The organism is Streptomyces sp. NPDC060366 (genome assembly GCF_042725135.1).
Classification (GTDB): domain Bacteria; phylum Actinomycetota; class Actinomycetes; order Streptomycetales; family Streptomycetaceae; genus Streptomyces.
Map to the genome: position 1 here is coordinate 38116 of NZ_JBHXDC010000022.1, position 22272 is coordinate 60387.

General features: G+C 69.6%; 20 protein-coding genes. 10 read left to right on the top strand and 10 right to left on the bottom strand.

The genetic code is table 11. The annotated features are described in order from the left end of the window. Positions 1-146: 146 nt before the first annotated feature. Both ACFWHU_RS33580 and ACFWHU_RS33585 read right to left on the bottom strand, forming a co-directional pair. Positions 147-1061 carry a DUF2382 domain-containing protein gene (locus tag ACFWHU_RS33580; RefSeq protein WP_387229621.1) on the bottom strand — a complete coding sequence of 305 codons (915 nt, stop codon included), beginning with the start codon at positions 1059-1061 and terminating at the stop codon, positions 147-149. Between the two features lie 210 nt (positions 1062-1271). Beyond that, the gene (locus ACFWHU_RS33585) at positions 1272-2942 is read right to left on the bottom strand and encodes a glycoside hydrolase family 13 protein (RefSeq protein WP_387229623.1); all 1671 of its coding nucleotides are present in this window, start codon (positions 2940-2942) and stop codon (positions 1272-1274) included. A gap of 322 nt (positions 2943-3264) precedes the next feature. Between ACFWHU_RS33585 and ACFWHU_RS33590 the strand changes: the two genes are divergently transcribed. Further along, positions 3265-3693 (top strand): SRPBCC family protein, encoded by a 429-nt coding sequence (locus ACFWHU_RS33590; protein ID WP_385802371.1) that lies wholly within the window; start codon positions 3265-3267, stop codon positions 3691-3693. Between the two features lie 23 nt (positions 3694-3716). Here ACFWHU_RS33590 and ACFWHU_RS33595 read toward each other — a convergent pair whose 3' ends face one another. From ACFWHU_RS33595 to ACFWHU_RS33605, 3 genes are all read right to left on the bottom strand, one after another. Continuing rightward, the gene (locus ACFWHU_RS33595; protein ID WP_387229681.1) at positions 3717-4325 is read right to left on the bottom strand and encodes a GntR family transcriptional regulator; all 609 of its coding nucleotides are present in this window, start codon (positions 4323-4325) and stop codon (positions 3717-3719) included. A gap of 175 nt (positions 4326-4500) precedes the next feature. After that, positions 4501-4824, bottom strand: a complete 324-nt coding sequence (locus ACFWHU_RS33600) for an L-rhamnose mutarotase (RefSeq protein ID WP_385802369.1) — start codon at positions 4822-4824, stop codon at positions 4501-4503. Between the two features lie 417 nt (positions 4825-5241). Further along, positions 5242-5925 carry a hypothetical protein gene (locus ACFWHU_RS33605; RefSeq protein ID WP_387229626.1) on the bottom strand — a complete coding sequence of 228 codons (684 nt, stop codon included), beginning with the start codon at positions 5923-5925 and terminating at the stop codon, positions 5242-5244. Between the two features lie 248 nt (positions 5926-6173). Here ACFWHU_RS33605 and ACFWHU_RS33610 point away from each other — a divergent pair, with 248 nt between their 5' ends. Next, a complete protein-coding gene (locus tag ACFWHU_RS33610) occupies positions 6174-6479 on the top strand; it encodes a PRC-barrel domain containing protein (protein WP_385802365.1) in 306 nt (101 codons plus the stop codon). Positions 6480-6561: 82 nt separating this feature from the next. Here the strand turns inward: ACFWHU_RS33610 and ACFWHU_RS33615 are convergent, their stop codons facing one another. Continuing rightward, the gene (locus ACFWHU_RS33615; protein WP_023543681.1) at positions 6562-6765 is read right to left on the bottom strand and encodes a cold-shock protein; all 204 of its coding nucleotides are present in this window, start codon (positions 6763-6765) and stop codon (positions 6562-6564) included. Between the two features lie 325 nt (positions 6766-7090). Between ACFWHU_RS33615 and ACFWHU_RS33620 the strand changes: the two genes are divergently transcribed. Beyond that, a complete protein-coding gene (locus ACFWHU_RS33620) occupies positions 7091-7855 on the top strand; it encodes a class I SAM-dependent methyltransferase (RefSeq protein ID WP_385802362.1) in 765 nt (254 codons plus the stop codon). A 4-nt stretch (positions 7856-7859) separates the two neighbouring features. Here ACFWHU_RS33620 and ACFWHU_RS33625 read toward each other — a convergent pair whose 3' ends face one another. The 3 genes from ACFWHU_RS33625 to ACFWHU_RS33635 form a co-directional block, all read right to left on the bottom strand. Beyond that, the gene (locus tag ACFWHU_RS33625) at positions 7860-8489 is read right to left on the bottom strand and encodes a DUF6629 family protein (RefSeq protein ID WP_385802360.1); all 630 of its coding nucleotides are present in this window, start codon (positions 8487-8489) and stop codon (positions 7860-7862) included. 185 nt (positions 8490-8674) lie between these two features. Continuing rightward, a complete protein-coding gene (locus tag ACFWHU_RS33630) occupies positions 8675-9085 on the bottom strand; it encodes a hypothetical protein (protein WP_387229629.1) in 411 nt (136 codons plus the stop codon). Between the two features lie 131 nt (positions 9086-9216). Then, entirely contained in the window at positions 9217-11349 is a 2133-nt protein-coding gene (locus tag ACFWHU_RS33635) for an alpha-galactosidase (protein WP_387229631.1), read from the bottom strand. A 180-nt stretch (positions 11350-11529) separates the two neighbouring features. On the opposite strand from ACFWHU_RS33635, the gene ACFWHU_RS33640 reads away from it, so the two are divergent. From ACFWHU_RS33640 to ACFWHU_RS33670, 7 genes are all read left to right on the top strand, one after another. After that, positions 11530-12717, top strand: a complete 1188-nt coding sequence (locus ACFWHU_RS33640) for an ROK family protein (RefSeq protein ID WP_387229633.1) — start codon at positions 11530-11532, stop codon at positions 12715-12717. Further along, positions 12714-14027: an ABC transporter substrate-binding protein gene (locus tag ACFWHU_RS33645; protein WP_387229635.1), complete on the top strand. Its 1314-nt coding sequence runs from the start codon at positions 12714-12716 to the stop codon at positions 14025-14027. The genes ACFWHU_RS33640 and ACFWHU_RS33645 overlap by 4 nt, the downstream gene beginning before the upstream one ends. A gap of 57 nt (positions 14028-14084) precedes the next feature. After that, positions 14085-15059 (top strand): carbohydrate ABC transporter permease, encoded by a 975-nt coding sequence (locus tag ACFWHU_RS33650; protein ID WP_387229637.1) that lies wholly within the window; start codon positions 14085-14087, stop codon positions 15057-15059. Then, positions 15056-15976: a carbohydrate ABC transporter permease gene (locus ACFWHU_RS33655; protein WP_387229639.1), complete on the top strand. Its 921-nt coding sequence runs from the start codon at positions 15056-15058 to the stop codon at positions 15974-15976. Before ACFWHU_RS33650 ends, ACFWHU_RS33655 begins: the two co-directional genes overlap by 4 nt. A 55-nt stretch (positions 15977-16031) precedes the next feature. Next, complete coding sequence (locus ACFWHU_RS33660; protein ID WP_387229641.1) at positions 16032-17858, top strand: alpha-galactosidase D; 1827 nt, start codon at positions 16032-16034, stop codon at positions 17856-17858. A 153-nt stretch (positions 17859-18011) separates the two neighbouring features. Continuing rightward, the gene (locus ACFWHU_RS33665) at positions 18012-20438 is read left to right on the top strand and encodes a glycoside hydrolase N-terminal domain-containing protein (protein ID WP_387229643.1); all 2427 of its coding nucleotides are present in this window, start codon (positions 18012-18014) and stop codon (positions 20436-20438) included. Next, positions 20435-21691 (top strand): SGNH/GDSL hydrolase family protein, encoded by a 1257-nt coding sequence (locus ACFWHU_RS33670; protein ID WP_387229645.1) that lies wholly within the window; start codon positions 20435-20437, stop codon positions 21689-21691. The genes ACFWHU_RS33665 and ACFWHU_RS33670 overlap by 4 nt, the downstream gene beginning before the upstream one ends. 43 nt (positions 21692-21734) lie before the next feature. On the opposite strand, the gene ACFWHU_RS33675 is transcribed toward ACFWHU_RS33670, so the two are convergent. Further along, entirely contained in the window at positions 21735-22250 is a 516-nt protein-coding gene (locus ACFWHU_RS33675) for a GNAT family N-acetyltransferase (RefSeq protein ID WP_385802340.1), read from the bottom strand. Positions 22251-22272 lie beyond the last annotated feature (22 nt).

Below are 22272 nucleotides of genomic sequence, written 5' to 3' on the forward strand. Positions count from 1 at the left end.
TTCTCCCCCCCCCCCCCCCGGGCCGCCCCCCCCCCCCCGGGGGCGGGGGCGCCCCCCCCCCCCCCCCCCCCGCGGGGGGGGGGGGGGGGGGGGGGGCGCCCCCCGGCGCCCCCCCCCCCCCACGCCGGTGCGCGGGACTCGGAGGCTCAGTGGCTGGGACCGCGCCTGCCGCCGTGTCCCCTGTCGTCCTGTCCGGGGGCGTCGTACTCGACCTGCTCCTTGCGGACCTCGGCCGACACCTCCTTCTGCTCGGTGACCTTCTCCGTCTCCAGATGCACACGCTCGACCGGTACGGCCTCCTTACGGACGACCGCCTCCTCGGCGTGCAGGATCACCTCGGTCTCCGCGTTGCCCATGGGGGACCGGCCGATGGTGCGGTCGCCCGGCTTGATGGGCTCGCGTACGACACGGACCTCTTCGTGGGTGACGGGCACGGTGGTCGTGACGTTCTCGGTCACCACGATCTTCCGGAGCCGTGCCCGGCCGGACTCGTGCTCCTCGGTGCCCACCCGGAGCCGTTCCTCCGAGCGCACCATGTCCTCCTCACCGCGACCGGTGGCGGAGGCGGTGGCCGCCTTGGAGGTGTCGGGCCCGCCGGTGGTGGCCGCCTGGCCCGTGGTCCCCATGGCGTCCGCCCGGCCCCGGCCGCCGTCGCCCATGCTCTCCCGGCCGGTCATGCCTTCCTTGCCGGTCCGGCCGGCCGCGGGGCTCATACCCGGCGACCCGCTGCGCCCGCTGGGGCGGGTGAGACCGTAGTGGTCGTACAGCTCCTGCTCCTGGGCGACGTCGAGGTGCTCGTCGGCGTCCATCCGAGGGGCTTCCTTGACCAGTTCCTTGGCGTGCGGTATCTGGAGTCCGTTCTCGTCGCGACGGGCACCCGCCAGGGGCACGAAGGACTCCTTCATGCCGAACATTCCGGTCTTGACCGTCACCCACTCGGCGCGGCCGGTCTCGTTGTCGAGGTACGCCTGCTCGACACTGCCGATCTTCTCCCCGGCTGCGTCGTAGGCGGTCAGCCCCGTGAGTTCGCCCACGTGGTGGAAGACATCGTCGGCTGCCATCAGTGATCACTCCTTGGCGGCGAGCCGGCGGGGTCCGGTATCCCCGCGCGTCTGCTGACTCGCGTTATCTCCATGCGGCACCTGCTGACGGCGGGTGGCAACAGGGGGAAACGCCCCTTTGGCCCATCCGGGGGACAAAGGGGCACCGCACGCGCCCTGCCGGGCTTCGAGTGGATCAGCGGGGATTCGGCCATTCGGGTGACACCCCGGTCAGCCGCCCGCCGCCGCCATCCATACGGCGGTGTCGGGGCCGATCATGTCCCCCTCCAGGCTGTCGCTGGCGAGCAGCACGGTGCCCTCAGGGAGCGGCAGGGAATGCTCGGAGAGGTTGATCCGGCATTCGAACCGGCCCTTGCGGAAGGCGAGTTCGCCGTCACGGGCGGGCAGCCAGGTGAACGACTCGTCGCCCCGGAAGCGGGTGCGTACGGACAGGGCCGTGCGATACAGCTCCAGGAAGGAGTCCGGGCGCCCGGTCTGGACCTCCACCGCGTGTTCGCCCCAGCCGTCCGGTTGCGGGAGCCAGCTGCCGCCGGGGCCGAAGCCGTGGCTGTTGCCTGAGCGGGTCCACGGGATGGGTATGCGGCAGCCGTCGCGGCCCTTGGTGGTACGTCCGGTCCGCTCCCACATGGGGTCGCGCAGGGCGTCGAGGGGCAGGTCGGAGACCTCGGGAAGGCCGAGCTCCTCACCCTGGTAGAGGTACGCGCTGCCGGGCAGGGCGAGGGTCAGGAGCGCCGCCGCCCTGGCCCGCCGGTGGCCGAGGGCGTCGTCCGGCGCGGGGTCGGTGCCGCCGCCGGACAGCCAGGCGCGGTAGTCGATGCCCTGCGGAAGGGCGTAGCGGGTGCGGTGGCGTACGACGTCGTGGTTGGAGAGCACCCAGGTGGGCAGGGTGCCGACGGCGCGGGCGCCGGTGAGGGAGGTGTCGATGACCTTCCGGAACTCCTCGGCGTCCCAGGGACAGCGCAGATGGAAGAAGTTGAATGCCTGGTGGAGTTCGTCGGGCCGGGTGTAGAGGGGCAGCCGGGCCGCGCTGACACCCGCCTCGGCGACGGTGATCCGGGGAGGAGCGTAGGAGTCGATGATCTTGCGCCAGGCCCGGTAGATGTCGTGGACCTCGTCGCGGTCCCAGAAGGGGTGGTTCTCACCTTCGGTCGGGGAGTTCAGGGAGGCGGAGTCGCGACCGCCGGTGTCCCGCAGGGGCTCCACGAGGTCCTTGCGCAGGCCGTGGGCCACGTCTATCCGGAAGCCGTCGGCCCCGAGGTCGAGCCAGAAGCGGAGGATTCCCTCGAAGTCGGCGAGGACGTCCGAATTCTCCCAGTTCAGATCGGGCTGCTCGGCGGAGAAGATGTGCATGTACCACTGACCGTCCGGCACTCGCGTCCAGGCGCCGCCGCCGAACTTCGACTTCCAGTCGGCGGGCGGCAGGCTGCCGTCCGGGCCTCTCCCGTCGCGGAAGATGAAGCGGTCCCTCGCCGGAGAGCCGGGCGGTGACGCGAGCGCTTCCACGAACCAGGGGTGCTGGTCGGAGCAGTGGTTGGGTACGACGTCGACGATGAGCTTGAGGCCCAGTCCGTGCGCGCGCCGTACGAGGCCGCGGAAGTCGTCGAGGGTGCCGTGGCGCGGGTCGACGCCCCGGTAGTCGGAGACGTCGTAGCCGGCGTCGGTCCAGGGAGAGGGGTAGAAGGGGGTGAGCCACAGGGCGTCGACGCCGAGACCGGCGAGATGGTCGAGCCGGTCCGTGATCCCGCGGAGATCGCCGATCCCGTCGCCGTCCGCGTCGGCGAAGCTCGGGACGTACACCTGGTAGACCACGGCTTCGCGCCACCAGTCCGGGGCGGACCGTGACAGGTGGTCGCGGGGGGTGTCGAGGGTGTTCGGGATCACGGGTGCCTCTCGTACTGATCTTCGGTCGGTGGTGCGGTGGCGCCTGGTGGTGCGGGAGTGAGTGAAGGTGCGGTGGCGCCTGGTATTCGGGTGTTTCCTGGGTGTTTCCGTGACGTGTGGTGCGTCGTACGAAGGACAGCCTGTCATCGCCGGGCGTCAGGCTGAAGGTCACCTGTTCGAAGGTTACGTAAGGGATGTCCCAGGAACGCCGGAGAATGACTATCGACACATCGGAGTGCGTGGGTGGGCGGGCGGTGAAAGCCGGTCGGGCGGGTACCGGATGGCAGATGAAGCCGTCTCGCACCGCAGGAGGAGAACACTCATGACGTCCTCACTGATCGAAGCCGTCGACATCAAGGCGCCCGTCGCCGTGAGCTGGTCCCTGTGGAAGGACGTCGAGCGCTGGCCCTCCTTCCTCAGCCACGTCAAGCACGTGGAGCGCATCGACGCGTCGATGTTCGCCTGGCAGGTCTCGCTGCCCGGCGCCGACAAGAGCTTCGTCGCGGAGCTGACCGAGGTCGTCCCCGAGGACCGCATCGCGTGGCGCACCTCCGAGGGCGTGCACCACGCGGGGGTGGTCACCTTCCACCGTCTCGGCGACGCCGAGAGCCGGGTGACGCTCCAGATCGAGTACGACCCGAAGGGGTTCGTGGAGCATCTGGGCGCGCTCACCAATCTCGACTCGACGCTGGCCAACTACGACCTCGGGGAGTTCCGGCGCATGGCCGAGCACGAGGCGACGCTGCTCTGACGCGTACGTACGCGCTCGGGCCGTCAGGCGTCCGGGCCCTGCCGGTCGCGCCGGCGTTCGAGACTGCGCCGCAGATGCTCCGACATCGCCTCCGCCGCCCGGTCAGGGTCGCGGCGCAGGATCGCGCGCAGGATGCGGTCGTGTTCGGCGAGGGTGAGCGGGCCGGCCCCCGGGACAGCGCCGAGCCGGAAGATGTGCAGATGCGAGTGGAGCCGCTCCACCGCGTCGGCCAGCAGGGGACGGCCGGCCGCCCGTGCGATCGTGTCGTGGAAGCGCTGGTCGGCCGCGGCGAACTCGCGGTGGACGACGGACCGTTCGCCCGGTCCCGACCGCCGGCGCATCTCCTCCACCAGGTCCTCGATGCGGTCGAGCTGTTCGTCGTCGGCGTTCACCGCGGCCAGCGCGGTCGCTCTCGGCTCAAGCAGCAGCCGCATCTCGAACAGTTCTTCAAGGCCCTGCGGGGTGAGCAGCTCGGTGGCGCGGTAGCCGGCGAGCGAGCGCTTGGTGACGAGCCCGTCGGACTCCAGCCTCGCCAGCGCCTCGCGTACGGGTGTCGGGGACACTTCGAGCGTCCGGGCCAGGGATTCGATACCGACGCGGGCGCCGGGCTCGATCTCGTGGTCCATGACCATCGCCTTGATGGCCTCGTACACGCTGTCGGCAAGTACCTGGCGCGGCGGTTCCGGGGCACCGGAGGCCGCCGCGCCCCCTGTCCGGCCGGAAATCGAGTCCGCCAAGGTCAGGTCCTCCTCTGCCGCCCGAGCCGTACCCGTATCCTATAGGGATCGCCTTTACGGGGGGATGCGGCTACTCCATCAGGAAGACCCGCTCCATGGGCGCCCACCAGTCGCCGGGCGCCGCCTCGGGGACCGGCTCCTGGCAGGGGTCGGTCGTCTTCCACCACTCGCGTGTCGCCTCGTCGTCGGCCATCGCCGCGAGGTCGGCCGCCAAGTCGTCGCCGTGGTACTCGAAGTAGCTGAACAGCCGGTCGCCGAGCAGGTGGATCGAGTAGTTGGCGATGTGGCTGGCGCGCAGCCGGGCCAGTACGGGCTCCGGGACCGCCCGGTGGAGTTCCCGGTACTCCGCGAGCTTCTCCGGCCGCACCTTGATCACCTGTGCGATGCGCTGCATCAGCCCTCCACCACCGTCCGCGGGGAATCCCTTATCAGCGAAAACCTATAGGAACGGCCTCCCACAGAGAAGACATCCGCGCCCCGGACATCGTTCTCGCGAGCCGCTGACGGCGGCGAAGGCGATCCGCCGGCCATGCCCTGCTCACGCGCTCGACGACGGTGCCCGTCGCCGTGGGTGAATCCATCCGCGGCGCGGGGCACTTCGCCGAGTCTCCGTCGGCGGGCACGGCGGGCACGGCGGGCACGGCGGGCACGGCGGGCATCGTACGGGTCGATGCCCGCCGGGGTCGGCGGCATCACCCGTGGCTGAAGGTCGCGCACGCCGCGGAGGTCTTCAACGTCCAGGTGGCCCGAGCCCCCCGGTCTCGGGATCGAGTGGGACGAGGACGCCGCCGCGGATCTTCGCGTGGCCTGATCAGACCGCCGCCGGGGTGGCATCGGCGCGCGGCGCGGGCACGGCGGCCCCGTCCCGTCCGGCGTACGTGTAGAAGACGGACTTCTTCTGCTTGGCGCGGTGGGCCTCGGACTTGGCGACGAGCAGTTCCAGCGCGTTGCGTACGACATTGATGTTGGAGTTGCGCGCCGGGTGGTCCGAGGCCAGTTCGGCGGAGATCTCCGCGGCCGAGCGGGGCTCACCGTGCGCGGCCAGAAGTGTGCTCACCAACTGGGCGAGGCTGGGCTGCTTCTCGGCGTTGCCCGCGGCACCGGAGGCCGCCGCGGCCGGCTTCGCGGGGGCCTTGGCCCGCGTCCGCGCCTTGGCGGAGGCCTTGGAGGACGCGGGGGTCTTCGACGAGGAGGTCTTGGAGGACTTGGGCGCCGCCGCGGACCCGGCCGACGACTTCGCGGGGCGCTTGGGCACACGCGCCCCGGGCACCTTCGCGCTCCGCGCGGACCCGGCCCCGGATCCGCCGGCGAACACCCGTTGCACGCCGAGCAGCAGGGTGTGGTCGTGCTCCAGGGTCTCCAACTTGGCCTGAAGCGACTCGATCTCGCCGCGGAGACGTTTCCGTTCCTCCGTGTTGTTCTCCAGATCGGCGGCGACCTGGGCCTCGTACTGCGACTGGACGCTCGTGAACTCGGTGACGGCACTGTCGGACATGAATGGCTCACTTCCTCTGCATGGCGCCTGAATGACGTCCCCCGTGTGTCGCGATGGTACTTCCGTCGATGTGTCCACCCCGAAACCGGCCATCACGTAACACCTTGCTGAACCGCACGTGGTTGCTGGGTGGGCCCGGGGGGCAAGTGCACCTTGAGCGGTGATCTCGCCGCGACTGTCGAACGAGAGTGAGGGCCGGGATGGTTGACATGTGGGTATTCGCGGTCGGGTCGGGCCATGTGCCGGGTATGGACCTCACCGGTTACAGCGTCCATGCGACCGACGGAACGGTGGGAAGTGTGGACAGACAGTCCGAAGGCTCACCGTTCGAACACCTGGTGGTGGACACCGGGATGTGGGTCTTCGGAAAGAGTCTCGTCATTCCCGCCGGGCTGGTGACCTCGATCGATCCGGCCGCGCGGGTGATTCAGGTCGCGTGTACGAAGTCGACCGCCAAGGGCGCTCCGGTGTTCGAGCGCGATCACGACACCAGGGATCCGGCGTACCTCGGCGCCCTGAGCACTTACTACACCTCTTTGGTTGCCACTTCCTGACACCCCGTCATGACGCACCTGCGCCCCGGCACCTGAGGTGCCGGGGCGCAGGTGGACACGTGGTGTCCCTGGACGAGATGTCCTAGGCGGGGACGATGTTCTCCGCCTGGGGGCCCTTCTGGCCCTGCGTGACCTCGAAGGTCACCTTCTGGCCCTCCTGGAGCTCACGGAAGCCCTGGGTGGCGATGTTGGAGTAGTGGGCGAAGACGTCGGGGCCTCCACCGTCCTGCTCAATGAAACCGAAGCCTTTTTCCGAGTTGAACCACTTGACGGTACCGCTGGCCATGTGTCCTCCAAAGGACTCATAACGGTCCCCGCACCGTGCGGGAACCGGAGGTGATCGCCCTGGTCCTCAGAGACGTTGAACAGCCGAATCGCCCGCGACTGTGATCACGGGCGACAAAGTACTTCGGAACCACGACAGCTAAAACTGACGCTACACGTCTCCTCGCTCCCAGACCACAGAAACGATCAAGCGTGACGTCCGACAACACCCGCACAGTGCAGTGGCGGCGTGCCGCGAGCCGCATTATGTCCCCCGGGAGAGGGAAGCGTCCGCGAATGTCCCCTCCCCGTGTCGCGTGTCGGAACTCTCGGTAGGCTGGCCCGTGATGTTCACCCCACAGGGCCCGACCCTCCGCGAACTGACCGTGCAGGCGCTCTCGTCGACCGAGCGCGGCTACGACCTGCTCGCCCCGAAGTTCGATCTGACCCCTTTCCGTACGCCGGACACGGTGCTGGACGCCGTGGCCGACGTCCTCGGACCGCTCGGACCCTTCCGTGCCGGTCTGGACATCTGCTGCGGCACCGGGGCCGGTGTGGACGTCCTGCGGGAGGTCTGCGTCGAGCGGGTCACGGGGGTCGACTTCAGCGCGGGCATGCTCGCCGCCGCCAGGTCCGCCGTGCTGCCGAAGGACGGTACGGGCGAGGGCGGTTCGGGCGAGGGCGGTTCGGGCGGGCCCGCCGTGGATTTCGTACAGGCCGATGCCCGCGCCCTCCCCTTCCGGGCCGCTTTCGACCTGGCCGTGAGTTTCGGCGCGTTCGGCCACTTCCTGCCGTCGGAGCGACCCGGACTCTTCACCCGGGTGCGTGAAGTCCTGCGGCCCGGCGGCACTTTCGCCTTCCCGGTGCCCGCGCCGCCGCGCGTCGGCTCGTCTCTCTACTGGACGCTCTGGGGCTTCGACGCGGCGATGCGGGCGCGCAACGCCGTGTGGCGTCCGCCCTTCGTCATGTACTACCGCACGTTCCGGCTCACCGAAGTGGTGGACGAGTTGACCCGCACGGGCTTCGAGGTGGATCTCGTGGCGCTCGACGGCCTGGGGCGGCTGCCGGACGGCGGCCCCCGCTGCCGCATGGTGGTCGCGCGCCGGCCGTGAGCCGTCAGGCCGCCGGTCCGGGCATTCCCGTACGCCGCCGGACCCAGCCGAGCATCACGACGGAGGCGAGCGCGGCGAAGGCGCACCAGGTCGAGATGAACTCCAGGCGCCAGATCAGCGCGCAGAGCACCGCGCCGGCGGCGACCAGCACGCCGAGCAGCCGCACCGTCCGGTCGCCCGCGAGCAGCAGCGCCCCGACGGTGGCGAGGAGATAGCCGGCGACGACGATCTCCGGCTGGGGCAGGTGGACGGAGTATCCGATGGTGTGACCGCGGATGTCGGCCGTCACGGTTCTGGTGGCGAGGTAGTAGGACAGCGCGGCGGCGGTGGCGACACCGGAGGCAAGGGGTACGGCGAGCCGCCGACGGGTGCCGGGCGGCGAGACCGCGAGGACGGCCAGCGGGACCCAGAGCGCCAGCAGGGGCAGTGCGATGACGGCCCAGGCCAAGGTGGCGGGCCCGGCGCCGCCGCCCGAGTCCCAGACGACGGACTCGACGATCTGATGGGCGCCTAGCAGCAGGGGCAGCGCGGCGAGCGGCAGATCGCGGACCCGGCGTACGCACGCCACGCAGGCCACTCCGATCGCCCCGACACAGATACCGGCGGTGAGGTCGGCGGTCGCGCTCCAGCACATCGCGCCATCCAGGGACCGAAAGGGACGGTGATGGTGTGATCACCGCACAACGGGTCCGATCGTACGGTTCCGGAGGGCGTCCGGGCGGGTGACACGACACGGCCGGACCGGCCGCCTCGTGGCGGCAGACGCACGGAGGGCCGACGGCAGTCCGTCGGCCCTCCGTGGTGATGCTGTCGGTGCTGTCAGATCCGCCCGCCGGTGAGCCGGGTGAGGGGGCCGCGCCGCGCCGTGACCGTCCGGCGGCCGAGGGCGAAGGCTCCTCCCGCCATACCGATGACTCCGGCGGCGGCTCCCGCCGCCACCGCCTTGCGGTGTTTGACGACGGTCCACGCGGTGGTGGCCGTGGACGCGGCCTTGCCCGCCGTCGACATGACGACTTGCCGGCCGGTCGCCAGGCCGGCGGAGGCGGCCCGCGCGGAGGCGGCCCGCGCGGAGGACTTGGCCTTGGAGGCCGCCCCCGCCGAGTTCTCCTTGGCGCGGTCGGCGACGGAGCCGGTGGTGCGACGTGCCTTGGCGGCTGCCGACCTCGTGCTCGCGCCGACCGTCGCGGCCTTGCCGTTCAGGGTCTTGTTCGCTTCGCTGTCTGCAGTCATGAGGTTCGTGTTGCCGCTCGGCGTGGCCTGAAACAGGTGATCCGGATGCGATGGGATGCCTCGCGTCACACCCGTTGCCGAAGGGCGGGGCTTTCGGGCGCCACAGATGACCCCGCGACGCCGACGAAGCGTCAGGAGGACACGCGCCTCAGATGGACCGCCGTGCTCGCCCAGTCCCCCGCCGGCAGCTCCAGCGGCAGTCCGTGCTCCATCAGGACCGTCGCGTGGTGCGCCGCCCCGGTCGCCACATCCCGGTAGACGGTCCCCGGTTCGAGACCGGCGACATGGACGGGCAGCTCGGGCCGGCCCCGGCGCGGGGCCCGCTGCCAGGCGAGCACCAGCGCCTCCGACCGGTCGGGCGACGCGTACTGCACGACGGTGGGCCCGTCGTCCCCGGGCGCCCGCAGCCGGTACTGGACACCGTGCTGGACGAGATGGCGGACCTGTCTGTACGCGGCGACGAACCCGGCGCCCTCGGCGATCTCCTCGTCCGACCAGTTGGTGAGGTCTCCGCCGACGGCCAGCACCCCGGCCGTCGCGACATGGAAGCGGAAGGCCAACGGCACGGTGCGGGAGGTGAGTTCGTTGGGTACGTCGGTGACCCACGCGGCCATGGTCGACGCCGGGTAGAGCTGGCTGTAGCCGTGCTGGATGGCGACGCGGTCGGCCGCGTCGGTGTTGTCCGAAGGCCACGCCTGGTCGGTGCGGGAGAGGATCCCGAGGTCCACCCGTCCGCCGCCGCCGCTGCACGCCTCTATCCGCAGCCGGGGGTGGTCGGCGCGCAGCCGGTCGATGACGCGGTAGAGGTTGTGCACGTAGGTGCTCCACAGCCGGTCGTCACCGCCCGGCCCGGCCGGACCGGCCTCGCTGAAGGGGCGGTTCATGTCCCATTTGAGGAAGTCAATGCCGTTGTCGGCGACCAGCGCGGTGAGCCACCCGTACGCCCAGTCGGCGACGTCGTCGCGGGCGAAGTTGAGTACGAGCTGGTTGCGCAGCTCGGTCCGCGTACGGTGCGGGAAGTGCAGGATCCAGTCGGGGTGTGCGCGGTAGAGGTCGCTGTCGGCGTTGACCATCTCCGGTTCGACCCAGAGTCCGAAGAGCATGCCGAGGCGGTGCACCTCGTCGGCCAGTGGCCCGAGGCCCTTGGGGAACCGGTCGGGTGACGGTGTCCAGTCGCCGAGTCCGGCCCGGTCGCCGCGCCGGGCGCCGAACCAGCCGTCGTCCATGACGTACAGCTCGGCCCCAAGTGCGGCGGCGCGCGCCGCGAGGGCCATCTGGCGCTTCTCGTCGAAGTCGAAGCCGGTGGCTTCCCAGGAGTTGTACAGCACGGGGCGTATCTCGTCGGGGTGCGGAAGGACATGGGCGCGGATGTACGCGTGCCAGGCGCGGCTCGCCGCGCCGAAGCCACCTTCGGTGCGGAGCCCGGCGAAGCGCGGCGTGGTGTGTGTCCCGCCGGGGCCGAGGCGCAGGGTCGTCTGGTCGTGTCCCGCGCCGCCTGTGAAGCCGGCCCGCCCGTCGGAGGTGCGCTGGGCGGTGATGCGCCAGCTGCCGCTCCAGGCGAGCGCGGCGCTCCACACCTGGCCGTGGTCCTCGCTCGCTTCACCGTCGTCCAGCATGACCCACGGGTTCAGATGGTGGCTGGGTATGCCGCGTCTGCTGGTCAGCACGGTCTCGCCGAACGGCAGTGTCCCGCGCCGGAGTTGGGTCTCGGCGGCCCACTGTCCTGTGACATGGCTGAGCCGGTAGTCGGCCCGCGGCGGCAGGGTCCAGGCCGCCGAGTCGGCGCGCAGCACGACGATGTCGTCGGTGCCGGTGTTGCGCAGGGTCGTCCAGCGTTCGATCACGTCGCTGTCGTGGTGGACGCGGTAGTGCAGGCCGATGCCGAGCGGGTAGTGCCGGTCGCGGAAGACGAGGTCCAACTCGGCGGCCCCGTCCGGGGTTTCGCGGATGTCGTGGCAGACGGGTTCCCATTCGACGGCGCGGGTGCCGTCGGCGAAGCGGATCTGGAGCGAGGGCACGCCGTAGCGGGCGCCGCCGTCGACGGGCAGTTCCTCGCCGACCGGCGGGCGGCCCTCGAAGCTGTTGGCCTCTCGGTCCACCGGGTGGGGGCGTCCGGCGATCTCCCGTGCCTCGTCCAGGGTCAGCCTGCCGCCCCAGGCCACGTGGCAGGGCGCTCCGCTGCTGTCGGTCCGCACCGCGTACGAGGTGTTCGGGGTGTTGAGCAACCACAGGGCGGCGTCCGGGGCGTAGGAGATCTGGGGCATGGAGATCCTCACGTTCGGGGGCAGCACTGTGACGGCAGGTAGCCAATCCATCCTTTGATCCGTTGTCAAGTACCCGGTCACAGCCAACTTTTCCCCGGAATGGGGATGATCAACTTCTATTTCGCAGGACTCCTGCTTTTTTTATTGACAGAGGAAATTAACTCACCTACGTTTCCGGCCATGTCAACGACCGACCAGGTGGAGGCGTTTCCGGCGGCCACCCCCGCCGCCTCCTTGGTCTTCACCACTGTGCTCTCCCAGGGCCCGCTGTCCCGCGTCGAGCTGTCCCGGCGAACCGGCCTCTCGTCCGCCGCGGTGACCAAGGCCGTACGCCCGCTCATGGCGGCTGGTTACTTCGTCGAGGCCGCGGACGACAGCGCCCCGCCGGCCGTCGGCCGGCCCGCCAACCCGGTACGGGTGGACGGCGGCAGGGCCCTGTTCATCGGTGTGAAAGTGACGGCGGACGAGGTGATCGCGGTCCTGGCGGACCTGTGCTGCCGGATCCGGCTGGCCCGCCACGTACCGCTCACCGACCGTGAGCCCGAGGCCGTGATCGCCGTCATCACCGAACTGACGGCGGAGTTGAGGACGGAGGCCGAGGGCTTCGGCGTCCAGGTGCAGGGTCTCGCGGTCGCCGTGTCCGGCGATGTGGACCGGGCGGCCGGAGTCGTCCGTTACTCACCGTTCCTCGACTGGCGCGACATCGCCCTCGCCGAACTCACCGCGGCGGCCACCGGGTTGCCCACCACCGTGGACAACGACGTACGGGCGCTGACGGTCGCCGAGCAGTGGTTCGGCGCCGGAGTGGGACTCTCCGACTTCGCCCTGGTCACAGTCGGCGCCGGGATCGGCTGCGGCCTGGTGGTGAACGGACGGGTGGTCGCCGGGGCGCACGGCGTGGCCGGTGAGATCGGGCATCTGTCCATCGACCCGCGCGGACCCCTGTGCCACTGCGGCAACCACGGCTGTGTCGAGGCGATCGCCTCGGACTCGGCCATCGTGCGCCGTATCCGGCGAGACACGGGCGAGCCGCTGGCCGACCCCGCGCAGGCGCTCGAACTGGCGCACGGCGGAAGCCCGGTGGCCCGCGCGGCGTACGCGGACGCGGGCGCCGCGATCGGCCGGGCGATCGGCACGGTGGTCAATCTGCTCGGCCCCGAGCGCGTGATCATCTCGGGCGAAGGACTCGCGGCGTACGACCTGTTCGCCGCCCAGATCAAGGAAGCGTTCTCCGCGACCGCTTTCAGTACCGCCGATCAGTGCGACGTGGTCACGCGTCCGCTGCCGTTCGAGGAGTGGGCGCGCGGGGCCGCGGCCACCGCGATCCAGACCTTCATCGGATCCGACACCTTCCAGGAGAAGCGATGACGCAGCAGAGCCGCATACCCACCACCGGTGGGCCGAGACGACGCAGCGTCGTCAACGGACTCATGGGAGTGGGAGCCGCAGCCCTCGCCGGACCCGCCCTGGCGGCGTGCGGCGGCGGCCCTCCCGCCGGCGACCCGAAGACCGTGACGTTCGGATCCAACGGCGCCGACGCCACCCCCAAGAAGGCGTACGCGGCGCTGACCAAGGCCTTCACCGGGGAAACCGAGCTGAAGGTCAAGACCAACACGGTCGACCACGACACTTTCCAGAAGAGCATCTCCAGCTATCTCCAGGGCACCCCGGACGACACCTTCACCTGGTTCGCCGGCTACCGCATGCAGTACTTCGCGGAGAAGAAGCTGGCCAGTCCGGTCGACGAGGTGTGGGAGACCATCGGCTCCGGATTCAGCGAGGCGGCCAAGCAGCTCTCCAAGGGCACCGACGGCAAGTACTACTTCGTCCCGCTGTACAACTATCCGTGGGCCGTCTTCTACCGCAAGAGCGTCTTCAAGGAGCGCGGCTACACCGCGCCGACGAACTGGGCCCAATTCGTCGCGCTGGCCAAGAAGATGAAGAAGGACGGGCTCTCGCCGATCGCCTCCGGCTACGGCGGCGGTGACAGCTGGTCCATCCTCGGCGCCTTCGACTATCTGAACCTGCGCGCCAACGGCTACGACTTCCACATGGACCTGATGCGTGGCAACGTCGCGTGGAGCGACCGGCGCATGAGCACCGTCCTCGACCTGTGGCGCGAACTCGCCCCGTACTACCAGCCGGGCGCCGGCGGACGCTCGTGGCAGGACGCGGCGCAGTCGCTGCTCGACAAGAAGTCCGGCATGGCGGTCATCGGGCTCTTCCTCGGCCAGCAGATCACCGACCAGGCGCTGCGCGAGGACATCGACTTCTTCCCGTTCCCGGAGATCGACCCGGCGCACGGTATGGACAGTGTCGAGGCGCCGACCGACGGATTCATGCTCAGCCGCGAGCCCAAGAACGCCGAAGGCGCGGTCAAGTTCCTCGAATTCCTGGGCAGCCCCGAGGCGGAGGGCATCTACATGGGCGTCGACCCCAGCAATGTCGCCGTCCACAGCAAGGCCGACACCAGCAAGTACAACGCGCTGCAGAAGAAGTCGGCCGAACTGATCGGCGCCGCCAAGCACATCACCCAGTTCGGCGACCGGGACAGCGATCCCGGATTCATCTCCACCGTCGTACTGCCCGGCCTGACGCAGTGGCTCGGCCACCCCGACGACGGCGCGGCCACGCTGAAGAAGATCGAGTCCCAGCGCTCGCGCTTCTTCTCCGGCTGATCCGATCCCGATCCCGAGCCGCCACCCCGTCGACCCGCCCGAGGGACGCCCACCCCTATGACTTCCACACTCAGAGCACCGGAGGAACCGGTCGCGCCGGCCGCGCCCGGCGTATCGGCCCGCCGGCGCAGGCCGCGCCGGCTCGGCCTGCGCGACCGCCTCTTCCTCGGCGTCATCGTCGGTGTGCCGCTGCTGGCCCTGCTGGTCTTCGTCTGGCTGCCCGCGCTCGCCTCGTTCGCGCTCTCCTTCACCAGCTGGGACGGCCTCTCGCTGTCCGGCATCGACTGGATCGGCTGGGGCAACTACCGGGAGATCTTCACCAATTACCCGCCGTTCTGGCCGGCCGTCCAGCACAACGTCATCTGGCTGCTGTTCACCGCGCTGCTGCCGACGCCGTTCGGCATCTTCCTCGCGTACCAGCTCGACCGGAAGATCCGCTTCACCCGGATCTACCAGACCGCGATCTTCCTGCCCATGGTGCTCTCACTCGCGGTGGTCGGCCTGATCTGGGAGATCATCTACAACCCGGACAACGGGCTGCTCAACGGCATCATCGGTGCCGCGTCGCCCGGCACCCACATCGACTGGCTCGGCGACCCCGACCTCAATCTGTGGGCCGTGCTCGTCGCGTCCGCGTGGCGGCACACCGGCTACATCATGATCCTCTATCTGGCCGGGCTCAAAGGCTTCGACCCCGCGCTCAAGGAGGCCGCCGCACTGGACGGCGCCAACGGCCGGCAGACGTTCCTGCGCGTGGTCTTCCCCGCGCTGAAGCCGGTCAACATCGTCATCCTCGTCGTCACGGCCATGGAGTCGCTGCGCGCCTTCGACATCGTGTACGTCCTCGGCGGCGGCATCGGCAGCAAGCCCGGTCTGGAACTCCTCTCCCTCCTGATCACCGACAACATCGTCGGGGAGACCAGCCACATCGGTTACGGCTCGGCGATCGCGGTGATCATGCTGCTGGTCTCGCTGACCGCCATCTGCACCTTCCTCGTACAGAACTTCCGCAAGGACAAGGAGGGGGAGTGACCGCGACCGCCACACCTCCGGCCGCCCCGCCACGGGCACCGCACGGCGCAGCTCCCGCGAAGCCGTCCCGCCCGCGACGCCAGACCGGCCGTCATCTCTTCCTCGCCGGCATCTCCCTGCTCTGGCTGGTCCCGCTGCTGTGGGCGATGTACACCTCGCTGCGGCCGTACGAGGACACCGCGAAGAACGGCTATCTCTCCTGGCCCAGCGGTCTGAGCCTGGAGAACTTCACCGACGCGTGGGCGCAGTCGGGTCTCGCGCACTTCTTCTGGAACTCGGTGCTCGTCACTGTGCCGGCCGTGCTCGGCACCCTGTTCTTCTCCGCCGCGGTCGCCTTCTACGTCTCGCGCTTCGACTTCCGCTGGAACATCGCGCTGCTGATGCTGTTCACCGCGGGCAACCTGCTCCCCGCCCAGGTGCTCATCACCCCGCTCTACCGGCTGTACCTCCAGTGGAACCTGCCCGGCTGGATGAGCGACTCGCATCTGCTCTACAACTCCTACTGGGGCATCATCGTCATCCATATCGCCTACCAGTGCGGCTTCTGCACCTTCGTGCTGAGCAACTACATGAAGACGATCCCCAAGGAGATCACCGAGGCCGCGCTCGTGGACGGCGCGCCCGTGTGGCGGCAGTTCTTCCAGATCGTGCTGCCCCTGTGCCGGCCGGCGTTCGCCGCGCTGGCGACGCTGGAGTCGATCTGGATCTACAACGACTTCTTCTGGCCGCTCGTGCTGATCGAGACCGGGGACAAGCGTCCCGTCACCTCCGCGCTCGCGAGCCTGGAGGGGCAGTACTTCACCAATCCCAACCTCATCGCGGCCGGTGCGCTGATGACCGCGATTCCGACGCTGATCGTGTACTTCGCGCTCCAGCGCCAGTTCATCAGCGGTCTGACGATCGGCGCGGGCAAGTAGCCGCATCCCGTACCCCCGTACCTCCCCTTCACAAGAAAGCAGGAGGCTCCCTCTCATGCGCCCACCCACTCGCACCGTCGCGAGAACGCTGCGCGCCGCGCTCGTACTCGCCGTCACGGCAGGTCTCGCGGTCGCCGTGCCGACCACGGCCCAGGCCCAACTCCCCCAGACGGCAACCGATCAGGCGACCTCGGCGCGGAGCACCGCCGCCGTGGCCGAGAAGCCGTACATGGGCTGGAGCAGCTGGAGCCTCCAGACCACCTCGTATCCGGGGGTGAACCCCAACGGCAGCTACAGCTATCTCACCGAAGCCAACGTGAACAAGCAGACGGACGCCCTGGCGTCCAAGCTGAAGAAGTACGGCTACGAGTACGTCAACATCGACGCCGGCTGGTGGCGCGGCTGGGACTGGACACCGGAATTCGACGAGTACGGGCGCCAGAAGACCAACACGGAGCGGTTCCCGAGCGGGATGAAGGCGGTCGCCGACCGTATCCACGGCAAGGGTCTCAAGGCCGGCATCTACCTCCCCGTCGGTCTGGAGAAGGAGGGGTACGGCGAGGGCAAGCTGCGGATCTGGAACACCGACGACTGCACCACCGGCGACATCGTCCACGAGGATCTGCGGACGACCAACGGCTGGGACAGCTCGTACAAGATCGACTTCTCGAAGCCGTGCGCGCAGAAGTACATCGACTCGCAGGCACAGCTCATCGCCGACTGGGGCTACGACTTCCTCAAGCTCGACGGTGTCGGGCCCGGCTCCTTCAAGAGCGGTGACAACTACGACAACAGGACGGACGTCGCCGCCTGGCAGAAGGCCATCAAGAGCACCGGACGGCCCATCCATCTGGAGATCTCGTGGTCGCTCGACATCAACTACGCCAAGGACTGGAAGGCCACGTCCAACGGCTGGCGTGTCGACACGGACGTCGAGTGCTACTGCAACACCCTCGTGTCGTGGGAGAACTCGGTCGAGGACCGGTGGCGTGACACACCGGGCTGGACGCGGTACGCCGGGCCGGGCGGCTGGAACGACCTGGACGCGATCAATGTCGGCAACGCCGGCATGAGCGGTCTGACCAAGGCGGAGCGCCAGAGCTACATGACGCTGTGGGCGGTCGCCAAGTCGCCGCTCTACAGCGGCGACGACCTCACGAAGCTGGACGACTACGGCCTGTCGCTGATGACCAACCGCGACGTGCTGAAGATCAACCAGCAGCCGGGGAAGCCCGCCAAGCCCGTCACCTCGGTCGGCGACGAGCAGGTCTGGGCGTCTCAGAACCCCGACGGCAGTTACACCGTCGCCCTGTTCAACCAGGGTGACTCCCCCTCGCCGGTGACCGCCGACTGGCAGTCGCTCGGCTTCACCGGCCAGGCGTCCGTACGTGACGTGTGGAACCGCGAGAGCCTCGGCAGGCACAAGGACGGCATCACCCAGGCCGTCCCGGCGCACGGTTCGCGGCTGTTCACCGTCACCCCGCAGGGCCGCGATCTGAAGACGACCGCCTACGAGGCGGAGTCCCCGGACAACGTCCTGTCCGGCTCCGCCTCCGTCGCCGACTGCGACGAGTGCTCGGGCACGAAGAAGGTCGGCAATCTCTACGTCGGCGGCAAGGTCCAGTTCACGGACGTCGTCGTCCAGAAGGCGGGCCGTTATCTGGTCAAGGTCGCCTACACCTCAGGCGATCCGCGGTCGATCGGCGTCTCGGCCAACGGCAAGGCGCCCGTCGCGACGGCCTTCCCGGCCACCGGCGGCTGGCAGGCCGTCGATTCGATCAGTGTGCCGGTCACGCTGAAGGCTGGCAGCAACACGGTCACCTTCGACAGCGGCGAGGGCTACTCGCCGGACATCGACAAGATCGACGTGCCGCGCCTCTGACGCCTCTCGGTACGGGCACGTTCCGGGGGCGCGTCCTGAGCGGCGCGCCCCCGGTCCGTCTCTGCCCCGGCCCGTCTCTCCCTCGGCCCACGGCTCCCCCTCCCCCGTACCTCCTGTCCGCGTACCCGTTGTCCGCAGGAATGGAGTTGTCCCGTGAACGACCAGCACCCGCACATCCCCGACCCGTCCGCCGCAGGCCCCACCCGGCGCCGCGCGCTCACGCTCGCCGCCGGCGTCGGCGCGCTCACCGCACTCGGCGCCCTGCCCGCCTTCGCCGCCTCCGCGCCACCGAAGCGCCCGGCCGTCTCCCCGATGCTCGCCGACGGCGAGGGCTCCACGACCCGGATGTGGTACCGCGCACCGGCCGGTGACACGACGATGCTGGAGCGGGCCCTGCCGGTCGGAAACGGCCGGCTCGGCGCGCTCGTCGGCAACGACCCCGGACGTGAACTGCTCTTCGTCTCCGACGCCACGATGTGGACCGGCGGGATCAACGACAAACTGGAAGCCGACGGTCAATTCCCCTACGGGCGCGCCGACTTCGGCAGCTTCACCCAGCTGGCCCATGTGGCGATCGACATCCCGGACCACGATCTCGGCGCGGTCAACGACTTCCGCCGCGAACTCGACATCGACCAGGGCCTGGTCACCTCCGGCTATGTCCGGTCGGGGGTCACCTATGAGCGCCGCGTCTTCGCCAGCCACCCCGACGACGCGATAGTCGTCCACTTCACGCAGCGCGGCGGCGGCCACTACACCGGCACGATCTCGCTCGACGGCACCCATGACGAGAAGACCTCGGCGGACACGAAGACGGACAGCCTTTTCCTCGGCGCGGAGTTCGCGAACGGGCTGCGGTACGGCGCGGCCGTCACCGCGCACAGCAGAAGCGGTTCGGTCACCACGAGCGGCTCGCGGATCGTCTTCACCCGGTGCGCCGACCTGACCGTGGTCATCAGCGGCGGATCGAACTACGCCCCCGACTCCACCACCGGCTACCGCGACCCGGACCTCGATCCGGCCGCGCTCGCCAGGACCAAGGTCCGGGACGCCGTACGCCACTCCCCCACCACGCTGCTGCACACCCATGTCGCCGACTACCGCGACCAGTTCGAGGGGATGAGTATCTCGCTGGGCCCCTCGTCGGCCGAGCAGCGGGCCCTCGACACCTGGGAGCGGCTGAAGCACCGTACGCAGCAGGACGTGCCCGACCCCGAACTCGAAGCGCTGTACCTCCAGTTCGGCCGGTATCTGATGATCAGCAGTTCACGGGACGGTCTGCCGGTCGCCCTCCAGGGGCCGTGGCTGGACGGCAACGACCCGGACTGGATGGGCGATTACCACACCGACATCAACATCCAGATGAACTACTGGATCGCCGACCGCGCCGCGCTCTCGCGCAACTTCGACGCCTTCACCGACTACTGCCTCGCGCAGCTCCCGGTCTGGTCCGAGCTGACGCGGACTCACTTCAACGACCCCCGCAACCGGTTCCGCAACTCGTCGGGCGAGGTCGCCGGCTGGACCGTGGCGTACTCGACGAACATCTACGGCGGACTCGGCTGGTGGTGGCACCCGCCGGGCAACGCGTGGCTGTGCAACTCACTGTGGGAGCACTACCAGTACACGCAGGACCTGGCGCATGTGAAGAAGATCTACCCGATGCTCAAGGGTGCCTGCGAGTTCTGGGAGACGCGGCTGGTGACCATGACGGTCAAGGACGCGGAGACCGGCCAGGACCGCGAAGTCCTCGTCGCCGACAACGACTGGTCCCCGGAGCACGGGCCGCAGGACGCGAAGGGCATCACCTACGCGCAGGAGGTGGTCCGCGACCTGTTCATCAACTACCGGGAGGCCTGCGAACTGCTGGGTAGGGACGCGGAGTTCGCGAAGACCGTGGCCGCACTCCAGGAGCGGCTGTACATGCCCGAGGTCAGCCCGAAGACCGGCTGGCTCCAGGAGTGGATGTCCCCCGACAACCTCGGCGAGACGACGCACCGTCATCTCTCACCGCTGATCAGCCTGTTCCCCGGTGACCGGATCCGCCCCGACGCCTCGCCCGCGGCGCTGGTGAAGGGCGTCACCGAACTCCTCACCGCCCGTGGGATGGAGAGCTTCGGCTGGGCGAACGCCTGGCGTTCCCTGTGCTGGGCCCGGCTGAAGAACGCGGACAAGGCGTACGAGCTGGTCGTCAACAATCTGCGGCCGTCCGTCGACGGCACCAACGGCACCGCGATGAACCTCTTCGACATCTATGAGGTCGAGAAGGGCCGCGGGATCTTCCAGATCGAGTCCAACTTCGGTACTCCCGCGGCCATGATCGAGATGCTGCTCTACTCGCGGCCCGGCCATATCGAGCTGCTTCCGGCGCTGCCGGACGCCTGGGCCCGGTCCGGCTCCGTCACCGGCATAGGGGCGCGCGGCGGCTTCGTCGTCGATCTGAGCTGGCGTGACGGGAAGGTCCGGGAGGCGAAAATCCGCAGTGTCGGCGGGCGCCGGACGAAGGTCGTGGCGGGCGGTGTCTCGCACGACGTGGACCTGCGGTCCGGCAGATCCGTCACGCTGCGGAACTTCGGATGAGCGGGGCCGTACGTCGTGCCGTACGCCTCGCTCTGATCGGTGTACTGGCACTCGGAGCGGCGCTGTTGGGGCCGGCGCACGTCCCGACGGCCACCGCCGCCGGAACCGGCACCGTGCCCGCGCCACCCGCGAAGTCCGTCGTCACCTGGGCGGCGAGCGCGGACCGGACGGGTGAGGCGGGCGCGGACCGGAGTTACCGGCTGATCGTGCGGACGAGCGTGGGTGGCACGGGGCTCCGGGTCCGGCTGTCCAACGCGTTCGGCGACCGGCCCCTGGTCATCGGCCGCGCGTACGCCGGGCTCAGCGAAAGCGGCGCCCGGCTGCGCCCCGGCAGCAACAAGAAGCTCGCGTTCGGCGGGTCCGCGTCCGTGACCCTGGCGCCGGGCGAGATCCGCTACAGCGACCCGCTGTCCGGCCGGGTCGCGGCGATGAGCGATCTGGCGTTGAGTCTGTACGTACGCGACGCGGGCGGTCCCGCCACCGGGCACGGGATGGCTCTCGCGACGTCGTACGCGACGAGCGGGGACCACACGGCGGAGGAACGCGACGGCGCGTACACGGAACGGCTGGGGTCATGGTTCTACCTCGACGCGGTCACCGTCGAAGCGGACCGGGGCGCCGGCGCGGTCGTGACGCTCGGGGACTCCATCACGGACGGCTGGCAGTCCAGCACGGACAAGAATCTGCGCTGGCCGGACTTTCTCGCCCGGCGGCTGCACGCGTCCCCGGACAGCACCGTGAAGGGGGTGGCGAACGCGGGGATCTCGGGCAACCAGATCCTGGCGGACGGCGCCGCGCAGAGCGCGCTCAAGCGGCTCGACCGCGACGTGCTGTCGCTGCCGGGCGTGCGGACGGTCGTGCTCTTCGAGGGCGTCAACGACATCAAGTCGCACACCGGTGTCACGGCCGCCGCCCTGACGGCGGGGTACCGCGAGATCATCGACCGGTCGCACGCGGCGGGCCTGTGTGTCGTCGGCGCCACCGTCCTGCCGTTCAAGGGCTGGTCGGAGTGGGATCCCGAGGAGGAGGCCGTGCGCGCCGAGGTGAACGAGTGGATCCGCACCAGCGGGGAGGTCGACGCCGTCGCGGACTTCGACAAGGTGCTGCGCAGTCCGTACGACGCGCAGCGCATCCTGCCCACGTTCGACGGCGGCGACCATCTGCACCCCAACGACAAGGGGATGCAGGCGATGGCCGACTCGGTCGCCCTGACATCGCTGGAGTGCGACCGCGGTGGCGCCACCGGTAGGTGACGCCGTCTCGCTCGGTGACTCCGTCCCAGTGCGTGACCCCGTCTCAGTCCGTGAGGTCGGCGGCGAGGAGATCCATCAGAAGTCCGTCGTGCCAGGTCCCGTCGGAGCCGCGTTCGTAGTCCCGCATGATTCCGACGGGCCGGAAGCCGACCTTGCCGTAGCACCTGATCGCGGCGGCGTTGTCGGCTGCCGGATCGATCACCAGGCGGTGGTGGCCGAGGTCCTCGATCAGATGCCTGGCCAGGGTCCGGACGGCGTCGGTGCCGACGCCGCGGCCGTGCGCGGCCGGGGCGACATAGATGTCGATGCTCGCGTGCCGGTAGTCGGGGTCCTCCTCGGCACCCCACTGGACGGCGCCGACCGTGGCGCCGTCCAGTTCGATCACCAGTGAGGTGATGCCGGGCTCGTCGAGATCCTCGGTCACGGCCGCGAGCAGGTCGTCGCCGCCGCGCCACGTCGCGTGTACCTCGGGCGTGGCGCGGATGGTGGCGAGTGCGGGGATGTCGTCGGGGACGGCGGGGCGCAGGACCACGAGAGCGCCCTTCAGTGTCTTCTCCATGAGGGCACGCTAATAGATCAGT

Coding starts and splice junctions, on each gene's coding strand:
- ACFWHU_RS33645 (WP_387229635.1), top strand. CDS start 12,714: ATGACGCAGCAGAGCCGCATACCCACCACCGGTGGGCCGAGACGACGC.
- ACFWHU_RS33670 (WP_387229645.1), top strand. CDS start 20,435: ATGAGCGGGGCCGTACGTCGTGCCGTACGCCTCGCTCTGATCGGTGTA.
- ACFWHU_RS33630 (WP_387229629.1), bottom strand. CDS start 9,085: ATGACTGCAGACAGCGAAGCGAACAAGACCCTGAACGGCAAGGCCGCG.
- ACFWHU_RS33650 (WP_387229637.1), top strand. CDS start 14,085: ATGACTTCCACACTCAGAGCACCGGAGGAACCGGTCGCGCCGGCCGCG.
- ACFWHU_RS33640 (WP_387229633.1), top strand. CDS start 11,530: ATGTCAACGACCGACCAGGTGGAGGCGTTTCCGGCGGCCACCCCCGCC.
- ACFWHU_RS33590 (WP_385802371.1), top strand. CDS start 3,265: ATGACGTCCTCACTGATCGAAGCCGTCGACATCAAGGCGCCCGTCGCC.
- ACFWHU_RS33610 (WP_385802365.1), top strand. CDS start 6,174: ATGGACCTCACCGGTTACAGCGTCCATGCGACCGACGGAACGGTGGGA.
- ACFWHU_RS33580 (WP_387229621.1), bottom strand. CDS start 1,061: ATGGCAGCCGACGATGTCTTCCACCACGTGGGCGAACTCACGGGGCTG.
- ACFWHU_RS33660 (WP_387229641.1), top strand. CDS start 16,032: ATGCGCCCACCCACTCGCACCGTCGCGAGAACGCTGCGCGCCGCGCTC.
- ACFWHU_RS33620 (WP_385802362.1), top strand. CDS start 7,091: ATGTTCACCCCACAGGGCCCGACCCTCCGCGAACTGACCGTGCAGGCG.
- ACFWHU_RS33595 (WP_387229681.1), bottom strand. CDS start 4,325: ATGGTCATGGACCACGAGATCGAGCCCGGCGCCCGCGTCGGTATCGAA.
- ACFWHU_RS33675 (WP_385802340.1), bottom strand. CDS start 22,250: ATGGAGAAGACACTGAAGGGCGCTCTCGTGGTCCTGCGCCCCGCCGTC.
- ACFWHU_RS33600 (WP_385802369.1), bottom strand. CDS start 4,824: ATGCAGCGCATCGCACAGGTGATCAAGGTGCGGCCGGAGAAGCTCGCG.
- ACFWHU_RS33635 (WP_387229631.1), bottom strand. CDS start 11,349: ATGCCCCAGATCTCCTACGCCCCGGACGCCGCCCTGTGGTTGCTCAAC.
- ACFWHU_RS33615 (WP_023543681.1), bottom strand. CDS start 6,765: ATGGCCAGCGGTACCGTCAAGTGGTTCAACTCGGAAAAAGGCTTCGGT.
- ACFWHU_RS33625 (WP_385802360.1), bottom strand. CDS start 8,489: ATGTGCTGGAGCGCGACCGCCGACCTCACCGCCGGTATCTGTGTCGGG.
- ACFWHU_RS33605 (WP_387229626.1), bottom strand. CDS start 5,925: ATGTCCGACAGTGCCGTCACCGAGTTCACGAGCGTCCAGTCGCAGTAC.